The organism is Anaerovorax odorimutans (assembly GCF_024459955.1).
GTDB classification, from domain to species: domain Bacteria; phylum Bacillota; class Clostridia; order Peptostreptococcales; family Anaerovoracaceae; genus Hominibacterium; species Hominibacterium odorimutans_A.
On record NZ_JANFXK010000002.1, the window covers coordinates 1 to 16,154 of the forward strand.

The 16,154-nt window shown below is 48.6% G+C and carries 10 protein-coding genes; 2 read left to right on the forward strand and 8 right to left on the reverse strand.

The annotated features are described in order from the left end of the window. Positions 1-464 precede the first annotated feature (464 nt). Entirely contained in the window at positions 465-884 is a 420-nt protein-coding gene (locus tag NE619_RS02255) for a hypothetical protein (RefSeq protein ID WP_256130739.1), read from the forward strand. Positions 885-960: 76 nt separating this feature from the next. Here NE619_RS02255 and NE619_RS02265 read toward each other — a convergent pair whose 3' ends face one another. Both NE619_RS02265 and NE619_RS02270 read right to left on the reverse strand, forming a co-directional pair. After that, positions 961-2,763: a sigma 54-interacting transcriptional regulator gene (locus NE619_RS02265; protein ID WP_305146555.1), complete on the reverse strand. Its 1,803-nt coding sequence runs from the start codon at positions 2,761-2,763 to the stop codon at positions 961-963. A gap of 279 nt (positions 2,764-3,042) precedes the next feature. Then, positions 3,043-4,722: an MBL fold metallo-hydrolase RNA specificity domain-containing protein gene (locus NE619_RS02270; RefSeq protein ID WP_256130740.1), complete on the reverse strand. Its 1,680-nt coding sequence runs from the start codon at positions 4,720-4,722 to the stop codon at positions 3,043-3,045. A gap of 308 nt (positions 4,723-5,030) precedes the next feature. On the opposite strand from NE619_RS02270, the gene NE619_RS02275 reads away from it, so the two are divergent. Then, positions 5,031-6,269 carry an IS110 family transposase gene (locus NE619_RS02275; protein WP_256130741.1) on the forward strand — a complete coding sequence of 413 codons (1,239 nt, stop codon included), beginning with the start codon at positions 5,031-5,033 and terminating at the stop codon, positions 6,267-6,269. A 265-nt stretch (positions 6,270-6,534) separates the two neighbouring features. Here NE619_RS02275 and NE619_RS02280 read toward each other — a convergent pair whose 3' ends face one another. The 6 genes from NE619_RS02280 to NE619_RS02305 all read right to left on the reverse strand — a co-directional run bounded on the left by NE619_RS02280 (position 6,535) and on the right by NE619_RS02305 (position 16,044). After that, positions 6,535-7,911, reverse strand: coding sequence for a Na+/H+ antiporter NhaC family protein (locus NE619_RS02280; RefSeq protein ID WP_256130742.1), 1,377 nt, complete (start codon positions 7,909-7,911; stop codon positions 6,535-6,537). Between the two features lie 69 nt (positions 7,912-7,980). Then, positions 7,981-9,210 carry a saccharopine dehydrogenase family protein gene (locus tag NE619_RS02285; protein ID WP_256130743.1) on the reverse strand — a complete coding sequence of 410 codons (1,230 nt, stop codon included), beginning with the start codon at positions 9,208-9,210 and terminating at the stop codon, positions 7,981-7,983. 272 nt (positions 9,211-9,482) lie between these two features. Then, on the reverse strand, positions 9,483-10,874 hold the full coding sequence (locus tag NE619_RS02290) for a sigma-54 interaction domain-containing protein (protein WP_256130744.1): 1,392 nt from the start codon (positions 10,872-10,874) through the stop codon (positions 9,483-9,485). 517 nt (positions 10,875-11,391) lie between these two features. Continuing rightward, the gene (locus tag NE619_RS02295) at positions 11,392-13,179 is read right to left on the reverse strand and encodes a sodium:solute symporter family protein (protein ID WP_256130745.1); all 1,788 of its coding nucleotides are present in this window, start codon (positions 13,177-13,179) and stop codon (positions 11,392-11,394) included. A gap of 21 nt (positions 13,180-13,200) precedes the next feature. Beyond that, entirely contained in the window at positions 13,201-14,613 is a 1,413-nt protein-coding gene (locus tag NE619_RS02300; protein ID WP_256130746.1) for an amidohydrolase, read from the reverse strand. 201 nt (positions 14,614-14,814) lie between these two features. Then, entirely contained in the window at positions 14,815-16,044 is a 1,230-nt protein-coding gene (locus tag NE619_RS02305) for a Zn-dependent hydrolase (RefSeq protein WP_256130747.1), read from the reverse strand. Positions 16,045-16,154 lie beyond the last annotated feature (110 nt).

The following is a 16,154-nucleotide window of genomic DNA, read 5'->3' on the forward strand; positions in this document are numbered from 1 at the left end:
GCAGGGCTTCTTCGTTGATGTCGATCAGCAGGATTTTCTCCACGTCGCTGGTCTCGACGAAATCATAGATGGCGGACAGGCTCTGCCTGCCGGCCCCTCCTGTTATTGCTGCTTTCATTTTTCTTACCTCCTTACAGTCGCATCCCGACTATGGTTTTGATTCTCCGGAAATCACCTACTTAAAACCGCAAAACCTGTGCCAAAATCCAGCTCACATCTAAATTCTCCTGATGCTCCTATAGTTTCAACACTCTTTAACACTGGATAACAAAAAAATTCGCGCAAAAGTAAAATTTTACATGCGCAGGCGCATGTTTATTATGCTTCTGTGCATAATAAACAGTAATCTTTGCCAAAAATTCGTTTGTTTTCCCGGCAATATACGGGATTCAGGCATGGCATGCATTTTGCGTAATATATACTCGAACCAACACTCATACGAAACATAATGGGAGGTGCCTTTTATGAAAATTGCTTCCACGGAAGAATCCATAGAGTCCTTTGTTCAGGATGTTCTGAAACCTTACCGCAAGCTGAGTATCCATCTTGCGGAACAATCGCCGTATAGCGACCACTTTTCTGCAGATTATGATGAGAAGATCGACTGTCTTGTTCATCTGAAAAAGACAGCTCTCGGTTTGATCTGCCGCCAGGACTGCAAGGTATCCATTGAAGCCGACCGTCTCAACAAATGCATTGACCTTTTTGTCGAGGCTATTGATCTGCAGGCGCAGAGACTTCTTCATATGAAAAAAGCGCATGGGCGCTTCAATGGATCGGAACGGGATTATCAGGAACAAAGCCAGCGTTTCCTCACTGCCATGAGCACGCAGCTGGCGGCCCTTAAAAAGGATATAAAAAAAGAAGGCAACCCTTCCAACTGACGTGTTTTTTCCTCTTTAACGCAAGAAAAAAGCTTCGGCGGACCAATGCGGCCCTGCCGAAGCTTTTTTCTTTTATTTACACGTTGATATCCAGTTCCGTAAGTTTTCTGTAAAGGGTCGCTCTGGAAAGGCCCAGCTCTTTGGCTACGGTGTCCTTTGCGTTTCCGCTGCTGCCGTATTTTTTCAGCTTGCGGGTGATAATTTCCTTTTCATAGCGTTTTACCTGCTCGGACAGAGGCAGGTTGGTATCCTGAAATTTCATGATGCTGTCTTCATTGCGCAGCAGTCTTGTGGGCACTTCGTCCATGCCGATGGTGTCTCCAAAGGCCATGTTGGTTCCATACTCCACTGCGTTTTCCAGCTCCCTGACATTTCCCGGCCAGTCGTGATTCACGTAAAGCTCTTCGACCTCTTTTGTAAAGCCAGTGATTTTGCGGTTCATGAAGGTATTGTACTTTCTCAGGAAATGGTACATCAGCAGCTTGATATCATCCCGCCGTTCCCGCAGAGGCGGTATTGTCAGCGGAATAACGCTGAGTCTGTAATACAGGTCCTCACGGAAGTTTCCCTCGCGGATCATGCCCTCCAAATCTTTGTTGGTGGCTGCGATTACCCGCACATCCACAATGATATTCTTATTGCCGCCGACCCGCTCAAAGCGCATGTTCTGCAGCACATGGAGAATCTTTACCTGCAGGTGGGGCGGCATGTCGCCGATTTCATCCAGGAAGATCGTTCCGCCATTGGCCAGCTCGAACTTTCCGGCCTTGCCCTTATCATTGGCGCCTGTGAACGCGCCCTTTTCATAGCCGAACAGTTCACTTTCCAGCAGGTTCTCCGGGATTGCCCCGCAGTTTACCGTTACGAATGGGCCTTCTCCCCTCGGGCTGGCATAGTGGATCGCCTTGGCAAACATCTCTTTTCCGGTTCCGCTTTCTCCGGTAATCAATACCGTTGAATTGCCTTTGGCCGTAATCATCGCCTGTTTTTTGGCTCGCTTTATCTCATCGCTGTTGCCAACAATATCATCAAGGGTGTTTTTCAGCGCACGGGTGTTGATATTATAAACTAATTTCTGAGCTTCCTCGATATCTCTAAAAGAGATAACCACTCCGCCCACCTCGTCGCCGGACATAAAGGGTTTGGCCGTTACGATGAAGTGGTGCTGCCCCCGGTCCGTCTTAAACATCTCTTCATTTTCCGTATAACCTCTGCCTGTCTCAATGACCTCCAGGGCCGGGGTGCCTGCCATAAACTCATTGATATGAGTTCCGATCAAATCGGTTTTTGTGGTCTTGAAGAGTGTGGCCGCCATGTTATTGCAATGTTTAATGTATCCGCCTTTGTCCAGAGCAAAGATTCCCTCGTGGGTCGTTTCCAGGACCGTAGACATTTCGTCTCTTGAAATCTCCACGTCTTCCAGAATTTCTTGCTGTGCTGCCTTTGCGGCTAAAAGATCGGCCATCTTTTCCACAAAAGTAACCATGCTTCTCTTCTTATCCAGCAGAATTCCCCTCTGCTCTTCCGTAAAGGCGACAAGTCCGATGACGCCTACGATCTTCTCCCCCATCTTAATGGGCGTACAGATCTCAGCCAGTTCGCCGAAATGCGTCTGGCCGCTCCCCATATCATCGTAATTTTCTTCGGCTTTCGCGTCTTCTATGTATTCTGTCACGCCGCTTCTGAGAACCCGGGCATACAGATAATTGCTGTCCAGTCGGCCGCTTTCTTCTTTCTTCCCGATCATAGCAGCGTAAATGCCCGTTCCGCCTAAGATCGTTAAGTCCGTATCGACGATCTCAACTTCAACACCAATGGCGATACTGATGGCTTCGGCCACCTGGGTAACGCTATTGGAAATTTCTTCTAATATGGACATCGCTTTCTCCTTTATAATTCACATATAACTCCAACATTATTATACCATGAAAGTTAAGATTTTAATATGGATTTTAAGATTTTTTCTCATTTGTAATACGTTGGAATATTCTTAACAGAAAAAGCCCTCCGCCCTCCCGGGTAAAAAGCCTATTTGCGATCGACAGTACGTACAATAAAATCGCCAAAATCAAATCCATGAAACCATTGAAAAAAGCGCATTCAGAGCTCATCGTCAAAGACCAGTCCCACTGCGCTTTCTCCCGATCAATATTCAAGATCAGTTCTGCGTTTCCGGTTCCATATCCACATGATTGTTGTCTTCTTCCGTCACTGCAGAACCGAGATTTACAGAGTATTTTTCCAGTTCTAATATGATATTATTGATTTCCGCCATCTTTTCAGGGGACAATTTTTCACTCACCGCAAGGTGGGTATTGTAAAGAATTCCTTCCAGCCTTCTGTGGATGTCGGAGATATTCTTTTTGATGCTTTCCAGAGCCTCGCTGTCCATCGCGTCCTGCATCGCCTGCTCTCTATTGACAATCTCATCCTTTTCCAGAACGAATTCGGAGTTGCCGGAAACAACGATCGGCTCATAGCCCAGCTTTTCCTTTACTGTCTTTGCAAAGTCATCCTTTGACTCCTGCTCCCCGTGAACCAGGAAGATATGCTTTGGCTCCTTCTCAAAGCCTGCCAGCCAGGCCAGCAGCCCGTCTCTGTCCGCATGACCGGAGAAACCTTCCAGGTTGCAGATCTCTGCGTTGACCTTAATTTGTTCACCGAAGAGAGTCACTTCCTCCGCGCCTTCCACCAGGAGTCTGCCCAGAGTGCCTTCCGCCTGGTAGCCCACAAAGATTACGCTGGATCTGGCATCCCACAGATTATGCTTCAGATGGTGGCGGATTCGTCCCGCGTCGCACATGCCGCTGGCCGATATGATCACCTTGGGATGACGGTCGTTATTCAAATAAACCGATTCCTCTGTGCTTCTTGTGAATTTAAGGTTTTTGAAGTCCAGCGGATTGTCTCCCGTTGTGATGATTTCTTTCATTTCCTCATCAAAAACCTGGGCGTTTTTCCGAAAGACCTCCGTGGCCGTTGTAGCCATTGGGCTGTCTACGTATACCATGAGGTTTTCCAGGTCGCGGCGGTATTTTTCATCGTTGTAAAAACGGCTGAATTCATAGATCAGTTCCTGGGTTCTGCCCACTGCGAAGGACGGAATCACAACTGTCCCTCCTCTCCTGGCAGTCTTCACTACAATATCCATCAAATTCTTCACGTCCATGGAATTCTGCGGGTGAAGGCGATTGCCGTAGGTGGTTTCCATGATGACATAATCGGCCTTTTTAATGATCGTCGGGTCCCGGAGGATCGGACGGTCCATTACGCCCAGATCACCGGAGAATACAATTTTAGAAACATTGTCTCCTTCCGTTACCCACAGCTCTGTGATCGCCGAGCCCAGGATGTGGCCCGCGTCATTGAACACGATACGCATCTCCGGGTTCAGTTCAATGAGCTGATCGTAGAGCACAGGTTTTATGTATTTGAGCGATTCCTCCGCGTCGCTGACCGTATAGAGAGGAGCAATCGGCGGCCGTCCCGCCCGTTCGTTCTTGCGGTTTTTCCATTCGGTTTCTTTTTCATGTATGTAGCCGCTGTCTCTGAGCATGACTTCCAGCAGATCCGCCGTAGCGTCGGTACAGTAGATATCTCCCCGAAATCCCCGCTTCACAAGGAGGGGAATTCTGCCGCAGTGGTCGATATGCGCATGGCTGAGGACCACGTAATCAATCTCGGACGCATCAAATGGAAACGGCTCATGATTCATCGCCTCCATCGCTTTTCCGCCCTGGAACTGGCCGCAGTCCAGGAGGACCTTGTGATTCTCCGTTGTTATCAGATGACAGGAGCCGGTGACGCCTGACGATGCTCCGCAAAATTGTATTTTCATAAATATAAACCACCTTTCTGCGAAAGGCACCGATGGGGTTATGAAACACTTTGAATTCCATCTTCCTTTCGCTCTTTTTTGTGTTATCCTCCTCTTGTAGGATACTGGCATACTACACAACCTGTGGAGGTGAGTGGCGGGGCTGTATAGCGGCAACCCCGCATAAATATATAGGTCGATCATCCGTTAAGGTATCAATGAATGGCGCAAAAACGTAGCCCGTAAACTTATCTCTTCCGAAGTTGACTCGATTTCGCCGGATGACCAGTCCCTGCCAGCCCTACTACTATTTTTGTAGGAGGTACTCTATGTTTAAAATCTTTCGCAAAAACTGTTGTGGGCTCGATGTCCACAAAACCTGGATTTATGCCTGCGTCGGCATTACCGATTCCAACGGCCTCACCGAGTACAAACAAGCCCGCTTTTCTTCCTTTTCCAAAGGTCTCAATGAATTAGCTGCTTGGCTTGCCAAATACTCCTGTACCGAAATCTGCATGGAATCTACTGGCAAGTATTGGATCCCTGTCTTTAATGTCCTTGAAAAGACCTGCTTTGTCACCCTTGCCCATCCCAAGTATACGAAACCTCAAAAGGGCAATAAAACCGACCGCAAAGATGCTAAATGGATCTGTGACTTATTTATGTGTGATATGGTCAAACCCAGCTTCATCCCATCTCCTGAAATCCGTAATCTACGCGACCTGATCCGCTACCGGACCAAACTTACAAATATGCTGACCGGTGAGAAGAACCGCGCACAAAACTGTCTGACTGTTTCCAATCTCAAACTGGATGATGTTTTCAGTGATGTATTCGGGAAATCTTCCAGGTCCATCACCAACTACATACTCGACCATCCAGGAGAAACGTTTGATGTTGCTCCCTTTGTCGATGGACGCTGTAAGACACCCGTTTCTGAAATACAGGCCGCGGTTGATGGAGCGATTTCTCCTGAACAGGTCGTCAAGCTTCGCCAATGTCTCGCACACATTGATGAGCTTGAAGCCCACAGGAAGGAAATCGAGCAGGAAATACTTCTACTTGCGGAACCTTTCTCCGTTGTTTTGGACTTACTTTACACGCTTCCTGGGTTAAATAGGAATCCGATGACCGCGATTGCCATTCTCTCTGAGATTGGTCCCGACATGTCGGTGTTTCCGTCATCTAAAAACCTCGTTTCCTGGGCTGGCTGCTGTCCACGTAATGGCCAAAGCGACAATCGAGTCAAATCCAGACGTATTTCCCGTGCCGGGTGTTATTTGAAACCTCTTCTTGTTCAAGTTGCCAATGCCCTGATCAAATCAAAAAAGCACCCTGAATTTAAAGAGAGGTATCACAGAATCAAATCCCATCGTGGACATAAAAAGGCTATCATCGCCGTTTGTAAAATGCTCCTGACCGCTATCTGGAACATGTTAAGCAAACTGGAGCCTTACAATCCACAGGGATTCTTAGAGCACAGACCTGTCAACGAGAAAAAAGTTTTAACTAAGTCGCAGGCTCTTGAACTTTTCAGACTTAGAGGATATACCATTACAGATGATTAATGCTTATTATATCTAAGTCCGTTTCGATAACTTTTAGTTATTGCCACCCATTAATTTGTGAGCGGCTTGTTTGCTATGCTCTTTTTTATTGGTTTACCTCTACTTCTTTGTTTCAAACTTAGGACCTCCCTTTTTTATAAGGTTTCAACTTATATCGCTTAATGCTAATATTATATACCCTATTCCCGTAAAGAACAACACAAAACAACCCCGGGGAATCGCTCCGCCGGGGCTGTCCGTATGTTTTGGGAAGGTAGGTTTTCTTTTATAACAGGAATCCGAAGGCAATAAAGAGAATGATCGCCATTGCCGCTGAGATTGCTGCGTATGGAAGCTGGGAAAGGGCATGATCCAGATTTTCCATTTTGCATGCCTGAGATGTCAGAGCCGTACAGTCTGAGTAGAAGCACGCATGGCTGCCAAAGGTGCCGCCTGAAAGAATCGCGCCCAGTACCAGAAGTTCGTTGGTACCGATGGCTGCTGCCAGAGGAACTAAGATGGGTACGGTGATTGCCGGTATCCCCCAGTTGCTCCCTGTAACAAAGGCCAGTCCCGCAACTACGATAAAGGCAATTGCCGGGAAGAGTCCGGCGCTCATGTATGGCAGTACCGCATTTATTACGTAGGCAGGAAGCCCGATTTCGTCCAGCGCCGTTTTCATAGTCAGGGCGCAGGCGATGATAAACAGCATCGGAGTCATGGAGGCGAAGCCGTTGACGAAGGCGTCTCCAAACTCGGTAAAGGTCAAAGTTTTCGATGGAAGATACATCACAAGGGCCACCAGAATCGCGGCAATCAGTCCGTATAGCACTTCACTCGTAACAACCGCCACTCCAATGAGAACCAGCATGGGAATCAGAAAGTTCATAATTTTTCCGTCCTGCTCTTCCAGTTCTTCCTGGCTCAGAACTCTTTCTGACAGATTGAACTTTTCACTCTGCTTTGAATAAACATTTCCGCCGTCCGCGACTCTCTGATAGGCTTTTTTCATGGTCCCCAGTTTGGGAACAACTCCATAGATGGCCAGCGGAACTACGATCAAAGCGGTGATCGCATAGAAAATGAAGGGCATGGAATGGATATAAATCGACATTCCGTCACCGTATTGCTGCAGTTCTTTCTGGTCAGAGAAAATACCCGCGAAGAAAATCGCCCAGGTGGACAGAGGCAGCAGTACGCATACCGGCGCTCCTGTGGATGCCGTCACATAGGCAAACATTTCTCTGGGGATCTTCTGCCTGTCGCATACGCCTCTCATTGCAGAAGTCAGCGTCATGATGTTAAGGGCGTCATCCATAAATACAATAATTCCTAAGAAGAAGGTCGTCATCAGAGATTTCTCCGGTTTGTTCGCCAGCCTCTCCACAATTTTCGAAAACCCAAAAGTTCCCTTTGACTTTTCGAAAAGCATGACCAGGCTTCCGAACAAACCCATAGTGACAAGCATCGAAGCGTTGTCCGAAATCGTAAAATATAATGCTTCCAGATAAGCCGGAATAAATCCGATGCCTTTTGATACTACAAAGGCAAGTACTCCGCCTATAATCAGCGGTTCAATCGTTCTCTTCGTCAATAGCGCCATAACGATTACTACAAGCGGCGGTACCAACGTCAATAATCCATAATCTACAGCCTGTTCCAAGTCATTCACCTCATTTCATCGGAGCCGGCCGTTTTCAAAGGCGGCCGGCTCCTTATGCCGCAATACAAGCTATCCTTCAATACATTCTTCTTTCCATTTGTACGGGTATCCCGTATCCATCATCCGCTTCAGGAAATCTTCCGGATCCAGCTGATCGGAGAATATGATTCCTTTATCCAGCTGTGTATCGCCAAGGATGATTGTGCCGATTGCCAGAGGCAGCGCTACATATACCAGCGCAGTGCCGTATAGTTTTTTCAGTTCCGGACCAGGAGCGTTCATCTTCGGACAGTTTGCCTTGTAAGTAACCTTTTTGCCGTCCTTCTGTCCCGATACTTCTACAATCAACTCGATGAAAGCTGTTTTGTCCGCTTCCGCAAGCTGTTCGTCGGTGGCGCCGAATATATTGTTCTGTGGAGGCGGTACCATTGCGGAGATTACATCAATGGGAGCGACTTCCACGCCGCCTACGTTCACCTTTTCCTGTGAGCACAGTCCTGACGCGTAGAACATGGCCGGCTGGTACATCAGGTAATATTTAAAGTCCAGATCCTTTACGCCTTTAAACGTTGAAGGCATGCTGTAGATTTCTTCGTGAGAATGGTGAGTTACAGGCAGTGTTCCCACAGGTTCAGGGAAGTCGCACATTTCCAACCCGCCAAATGGTTCATATTTAACGAACTTACCATCTTCCAGGGCGTATGTAGGGCTGGCGCAGTCCACCAGTGCCTGCTTTGGAGACCATCCCGGATTCCATGGGCGCAGCACCCAATCATATGGCGCTTCGTTGGGCAATACTGTAGCTTTACCGATTCTCATCTTGATGCTGTCCACCTGATCCAGCTTATTGGCGAATTTTCTGGCCAGCACATTGGTCATTCCCGGAGCAAAGCCGCATCCGAACAGTGCGGTAAGCCCTGCTTCCTTAAACTCTTTATACAGGGTCAGTTCTTCAATCGGCCGTCCTTCTAAAAATTCATCCCAGTATGGGTCGTCAAAAGCGGTATTAATATAGTTGGCTTTTGCCTTGAGAGCGCCCTTCATAACATAGGTCACCATCCACGGCATTACCATATCCACAACCACATCAACGCCTTCCGCTGCTCTTGCCACATCTTCCGGGTCAGTGGCGTTTACGGCTCCGGTCTTTACCTTTGGGCTGCCGATTTGTTTTGCTACGGCCTGAGCCGTTTCCTCTTTCAGATCAACCAGACGAATTTCCTCAACTGCGTCCTGTCTTGCGAGTATCGATGCGCACGCACCGCCCTGTCCTCCTGCACCTACGATTAAAACTTTCATTATTTGAATCCTCCTTTTCTTATCCCTGGTAAGGGTAATCCTTATACTTTGTATCGCGATGCCTATATATAACGCAAGGACCGTGCCATCTTGCCTTCAACCCTTGTAAACGTTTAAATTTCAACATTTATAAAATTTGTCTTTTAAAGCACAGAAAAAAACGGCGTAAAAAAACAGGAAATTGTTTCATCTCTGAAACCCCTTCCTGTTTTTTCCGAAAATCGCTCTTTTTTGTTTCATTTTTAAAATAAACTGTTTCATAAATGAAACTCTCACTCGATATGATACTTTTTCAGCCTCCTGGACAGCGTTGACTTATTCATCTTCAGAGCCCTGGCTACATCGCTGGCCCGCTTGCATTTGTTCATCATGGACTCCAAAATATATTTTTCGTATTCTTCCAGAAGCTCCTCCATACTTTTATCTCCCGTTACTACCTCCGTTGTCGCTGTGGTTTCAATGGGAATTCCGATCGCTCGCTCCACCTGAAATTTTGTGATCCTGTCACCGTCAAAGCTAATCATGATTCGTTCTATAACGTTTTCCAGTTCCCGGATATTTCCCGGCCACTGAAAGCGCTGCAAAACTTCGACAGCCTCTTTGGCAATGCTTTTATTTAATTTATATTTTTGATTAAACTGACGAACAAAATACAAGGTCAGCGCTTTGATGTCCTTCTTTCTTCCCCGCAAGGGCAGAAGCTCCAGGGGCATGATATTCAGCCGGTAATAAAGATCACCTCGGAAGGTGCCCTCTTCAATGGCTTTTTTCAGGTCCCGGTTGGTGGCCACGATCAGCCGGATATCGAGGGGAATGGTCTTGGAACCTCCGACCCGCATAATTTCTCTCTCCTGCAGAACTCTCAGCAGTTTTGACTGCAGATGGATCGGCATTTCTCCAATCTCATCTAAAAAGAGCGTGCCGTTATTGGCCATCTCGAACAAGCCCATTTTGCCATTCTTATCCGCTCCGGTAAAAGCGCCGCTCTCGTAGCCGAACAGTTCCGATTCCATGAGGTTTTCGGGGATTGCCGCGCAATTGACTTTAATAAAAGGCTTGCCAACCCGCTTGCTGTTCTCGTAGATGAAGTTGGCAAACACTTCCTTTCCGGTTCCCGATTCTCCGGTCAAAAGCACAGTAGCGTCCAGTTTGGCAATGCGCATGGCCTTCTCCGCCAGCAGCTTGGACTCTTCATCCTCGGCAATCATATTTCCCCACATAATAATATTCTGGCGCTTTAAGTATTCGATTTCCTCTTTAATTTTTACATGGTCCTTATCCTTTTCCTTTAACAGCTCTTTCAGGGTAAGGGTTTCTGTAATATCGCGCTCCGTACATATCACCAGTTCGATTTTGCCGTCGCGGTAAAGGGGTGTCCCTGTCACATAGACCTGATCCCCGTCACCCAAACTCTGAATGATCTCTTCCTCCTTACCGCTTTCCAGTGTCTTGAGGGTGATGGAATCGGCTATAAACCCCATCTCTTCCAGTTCCTTCATGTTTTTTCCCAAAACCTCTCCCCGGGTAAGACCTCCCGTCTTACAGGATTCGTTATTAAGAAAAAGGGTGTTTCCCTTGCCGTCTGTGATATATACGCCCACTTTCAGGCAGTTGAGTATATCTAAAAGCGCATTATAATTGTCCTTGATAAACTTTTTATACATGATAAAATCTCCTTACCTTCTCGTCATTGCCGCTTTATTTCCGCTGCTTTGTCCTGTATTTTTATTCTATAATAGTTTAAACATTTCGTCAATTTGTTCGAAATTCAGGCACCGTAATATGGTGCAAAGGGGAGGAGGCGCTTTCACACTATAATTTGCGAAAGCGAATCCGGCACTTTTTGTAATAAAATATGTAAAAAGCGGATCTTTTTTCAACGTTTCGCAGCTTCACCAGCAAATTTCGGATGAGAATTCCCGGTAAACAAAACGGCATTCCCGATAAATCCACTCTTTTCGTCCGCTTTCAGGACAGCTGAGCGCAAAAAGCGCCAGGGCGGCGAAGCAGCGAGGGGCATCATTCAGGACCACAGGGTTGGCGGCGGAGATGAGAGTCCTTCGGAACCGCATGGGCTGCATCCCAAACGCCACGATAAAAAAACGGAGCCTGCCGTCTCAGATATTTCAACCTGAAGCGGCGGCTCCATTTTATGCTTTCCATATGCCGTTCGTTTTCTAATTACTTAGTTTTCAGCTTATCTCCGGCCGCTTTGCTGTCTTTAGCCATTTGTATAATATCTCTTCCGCCGAGGATTGCCAGCATGAAAATCATGAGGCCGCCGACGATAAAGGACATCCATACCATTGTGATTCCCAGGCCCTGGTTTGCGAAGCCCAGAGACAGAACATAGTGTCCCAGGAAGATGACTGCGATGACAACCCAGAATACCTTCCAGCCAGTGGTATTGGCGCAGAGCCAGCCGAATATGCCTTTTCTCTGCGGTTTATCTTCTTCTGCGATCAGCTTGCTTGCCTGCATCTCATCGCCGAGAACTTTGTAGTTGGTGGCTTTGGCCATTTCATAATCCGGTTTTGTGGCCAGGCTGACGATTACCATCAGAGGAATGGAAACCGCTACACCTACGTGAACCGCATGAAGTCCGAATACCAGACCGCCCGGGCTGCCTGTGGTGGCCCATGCGTACATTGCCCAGCAGAGGGCTACTACGCCGCCGCCTATGGTCGCAGCCAAAGCGCCTGCCGTTGTGGAACGTTTCCAGAACCATGCGCTCATGGTTGTCGCAAACAGTCCGGAAAGACCGATGGCCTGTGCCAGAGCCCACAGCGGAACCAGAATCGGCAGCCAGAGCGCACTGGCAATACCGATAGCAACAACAACGATCAAAGAAATTCTGCTGGCGAACAATACCTGTTTGTCCGTAGCGTTCTTATTGATGATCTTCTGATAGATATCTCTTGTAAGGATTGTTACACCGTTCATAGCGAAGGACGATCCGCAGGAGATAATGGTCATCATAAGTCCCGTCAGGATCAGTACGCCTACCGCCGTGTTGGAGAAGTTAATTGTAAACCATGCGTACAGGGAGTCTCCTGCCAGTCCGTCCGGCATTGAGAATTTGCCGATGGTCACGCCTACCAGAATGGCCATGCCGCTGAGGAACGGCAGCACGTTGTAGTAAGAGCCGCCCAGTACAGCCAGCATACCGTTGGAGCTTACTCTTGGAGATTCTCCCACATAAGCCCACATGTACATCCATGGGTCCGCCAGATAGAACAGGCCCAGGGTCAGAGCGTATACTGTAAAGGTTGAAGTATCAATTGCCCAGAAGTTGGTAAAGCTCTTGGGCAGCACGTCGTAAAAGGCCACGCTGACCGCATTCGGATCACCGATTACTTTGAACGCCACGAGCGCGAAAAGAATAATGCCCGCAGCCTGCAGAATAGACTGGAACCACTGGGTAATCAGCGCGGAATACTGCCCTGCCGTGATCAGATACAGCAGAATGATAACCGAGGAAACTACTACGCCGAACTCTGTGCTCGTACCGAACACGACCTTCATAGAAACGGAAATCGCTAAAAATTGCATGCCTGTCAGGATCGCAGGTCTTGTGAGGGAAACGATCGCAGAAGGCACCCGGAGTTTTTCTCCGTATCTGGCGCAGATAAAGTCTGAGATCGTAACCGCATTGGTCTTTCTTCCGAAGTAGTTCAGTCTCCTTGAGAATAAAAGTATAAAAATTACGCTTCCGGTAACAACGAAGAGGGATGCCCACATTTCAGATATACCGGAGTTATAGCCGTTTCCCACATATCCGGAAACGCTGGCGCCTCCCACATAGCCGCCCAAGTAAGCTGTGGCCAGCAGCCAGAACGGTGCTTTTCTTCCCGCCAGGAGGAAGTCATCGGAGGTTGTGGCAAGCCGTTTGAACCACATACCGGCTCCGATGAATGCGATAACCAGTATGACCAGTACCACGAGTGATATTGTGACTGTTGTATTCATTTTTCTCTCCTTTCTTATAAATTACCTGTACTTTGCCATAACGTCTTCATTGAGATGGATCGGTGGCTCGTAATCGTCCGGCAGCAGACATTTGTACGTGCGGCCTTCCATCCTCTCATCAAATTCGGCCTTTGCTCTTGCCAGCAGATCTTCATCGCACAGCAGGTCCACCGCTGACAGAGAAATTACCTTCGCTGCCGTATCCAGACTCTTCTGTCCCATGGTATCCGCTGCGCATCTGGCAACGCCCCAGTGGTGCCAGCCGCAGTTTTCCATGCCCATGGCAATCCACGGTGAAGCGTACGGCGCGTTCCAGCTGAATTCGGAAGTGTCGCAGACTACCGTATATCCGCCCTCAAACGGAGAGATTTCTTTCGGCAATCCGGTTTCCGGCGTACCCAGCTCTCTCTGTATTGCCCTGGCTTTTTCATGCTCCTCTTCGGTAAAATCGGGAGGTCCTACCATCTGAAGATTTTTATGTACGGCTTCCGCAAGGGCTTTGTTGGGGATCTTGTGGTGGGTGGCGGTAATCAGCTCCGTCTCCACTTCCGTCTCCGTAGCCAACGCCGCGCCTTCCGCGCACTTGGTAATTCTCGCAAGAGCGTTCTGAGCGTCCTCCGTGGTTATGAATCTGCCGATATACCAGGCTGTCGTCACATCGGGGACCACGCTTGGAAATTCCGGACCGGTATTGGTCAGGGTGTAATTAATCGTATTAGCCGCATCCGGCGGACATCCCGGATAGATATGCTCCCGCATCAGCTCTACGCCGTGTGCCTGGAGCATGGCCGCATCGAGGGCGCTCCGCCCGTGCCACGGGGAGTTCCCATGGGAGGTTCTTCCCTTAAAATGATATTTGACGCTGAAATACGCGCAGCAGCTGTCATAGTTGGCTTTGGTGTAAGACCATGGATGCCAGTCTAAAAAAGCGTCGAATCCGTCAAAACATCCGGCCTTGCCCATGAATGGCTTTCCAAGGCACAGCTCCTCTGCCGGAGTTCCCAGAACCTTGACCGTTCCCTTGAGTCCGAATTCCTCCATGGCATTCTTGATGGCAACCGCGGCCTTTACGCCGCCTGCGCCCAGCAGATTGTGACCGCAGCCCTGCCCGGGAGCACCCTCAACGACCGGTTCCTTTTTCAGGGAATCCTCTTTCTGGGAAAGACCCGGAAGCGCATCGTATTCCGCGTTTATGCCGATAACGGGTCTGCCTTCACCATAGCTGGCAATAAAGGCGGTGGGCATGCCTGCCGCGCCCCGCTGAACCTGAAAGCCGTTTTCTTCAAGCAGATCCATCAGCACTGCTGACGACTGGAATTCCTGCATGGACAGTTCCGGCGTGCTCCAGATCTTATGCTCCGCCTCGTAAAAAGCGTCTGTGTTCTCTTCATTCCATCTGATTAGATAGTCTTTGATCTTGTTTAATTCACTCACTTGATGACTCCTTTCCTTTCAACTTACGATCTTAATCAGCGCAATATGTATGCCAAACAAGATTTTCCACTTTTTCAGATTCTTGCAAATTGCCTGAAAATACAGGGCTGGAGCTATTTTTAAAAAAGCTTCCGGCCCCTGCGCTTCATTCAAATTATCTTTCTTTTTAATTCATATTCGACTGACTTAAGTCAAAAAGACTCAAACTGTTTCCTTATCCAGCTTTAGCAGAACATCAGCAGTCAGCTCCGCACCTGATACCAGGTCCTCCCATTTTGTATCTTCCTGCGGACAATGACTCATTCCCTTGATGCTGGGGACAAAAATCATACCTGTGGGAATGATTTCGTTGATAAACACAGCGTCATGACCCGCCCCGGAAATAATCTTCATCGCAGACAATCCCTTTTCCGCCGCCGCTTCCTCCACGCAGCGAACGATGGTCTCGTTGAAAATTGCCGGCTTTGCCCGCCAGTACTGCTCAATTTCCGCAGTGGTGCCCAGTTCGGCGCAGGTCTTATGGATGATATCCTTTGTCTGTTTCTCCAGCTCCGCCATGCCTTCGTCTGTGTGATACCGCAGGTCAATGCTGAAATATACGCTTCCCGGCACAATATTTTTGCTGGCTGGCTGGGCATTGATAATGCCGTTTGTGATTACCGCCGGTTCTCCAAAGTCAATGCAGTTCTTGCGGATTCGCGAAATAGCCTCCGCCGCGGCAACCAGCGCGTCCTTTCTGTGGGACATGGGCGTTGTTCCCGCATGGTTGGCCTCTCCTGAGATGGTTACGTCAAGTCCCGTGATGCCCAGGGCCCCTGTAACGATGCCGCAGGAAATTCCTTTGGCGTCCAGCACCGGTCCCTGTTCGATATGGGGTTCCAGATAGGCCTTTGCTTTTGTCAGCCTGTTTTCTTTATCTCCTTTGTAACCGATCCGCTTCAGTTCATCTTCGTAACGGATTCCCTCCGTATCCTGCCGGTCGTATACCCACTGGGCTGTAAACTGCCCGGCGTTGGTACCGCTGGCCAGCATGGGCGGAACGAATCTGGCGCCTTCTTCATTGGTCCAGTCGGCCACCATCAGATCGCTGTCAAACTCCGCTCCGCTTTCCTTTATGGTCAGGATGGCTTCCAACCCGGCCATTACGCCGAAAAAGCCGTCGTACCTTCCGCCGTTGGGCTGGGTGTCCATATGCGACCCCACACAGATGGGCAGCGCCTTTTCATCCCTTCCCTTCATCACGCCGTAGATAGTTCCCATGTCGTCGACCCGCACGGACATGCCGGCCTCCTCCATCCATGAAACCAGCAGGTCTCTCGCTTCCTTGTCCGCGTCGGACAGGGCCAGCCGCATCATGCCATCCTCCTCAGTTACCGCGATGCTGTTGATCCTCTCCATTCTCTCTTTCAGCCTCTCTTCGTTTATACGCATCTTTTAAGTCTCTCCTTTCAGAATTTTGATTTGCCCTATTTATTTCGCAACATCTGTGCCAGATCCCACCCGCTTTTGCGTCAAGTATTCTGAAAATACTAAGAAATAAA

Excerpts from the sequence above, each read along its gene's own strand:
- NE619_RS02285 (WP_256130743.1), bottom strand. The coding sequence starts at position 9,210 with ATGAAAGTTTTAATCGTAGGTGCAGGAGGACAGGGCGGTGCGTGCGCA.
- NE619_RS02305 (WP_256130747.1), bottom strand. The coding sequence starts at position 16,044 with ATGCGTATAAACGAAGAGAGGCTGAAAGAGAGAATGGAGAGGATCAAC.
- NE619_RS02275 (WP_256130741.1), top strand. The coding sequence starts at position 5,031 with ATGTTTAAAATCTTTCGCAAAAACTGTTGTGGGCTCGATGTCCACAAA.
- NE619_RS02270 (WP_256130740.1), bottom strand. The coding sequence starts at position 4,722 with ATGAAAATACAATTTTGCGGAGCATCGTCAGGCGTCACCGGCTCCTGT.
- NE619_RS02295 (WP_256130745.1), bottom strand. The coding sequence starts at position 13,179 with ATGAATACAACAGTCACAATATCACTCGTGGTACTGGTCATACTGGTT.
- NE619_RS02255 (WP_256130739.1), top strand. The coding sequence starts at position 465 with ATGAAAATTGCTTCCACGGAAGAATCCATAGAGTCCTTTGTTCAGGAT.
- NE619_RS02290 (WP_256130744.1), bottom strand. The coding sequence starts at position 10,874 with ATGTATAAAAAGTTTATCAAGGACAATTATAATGCGCTTTTAGATATA.
- NE619_RS02265 (WP_305146555.1), bottom strand. The coding sequence starts at position 2,763 with ATGTCCATATTAGAAGAAATTTCCAATAGCGTTACCCAGGTGGCCGAA.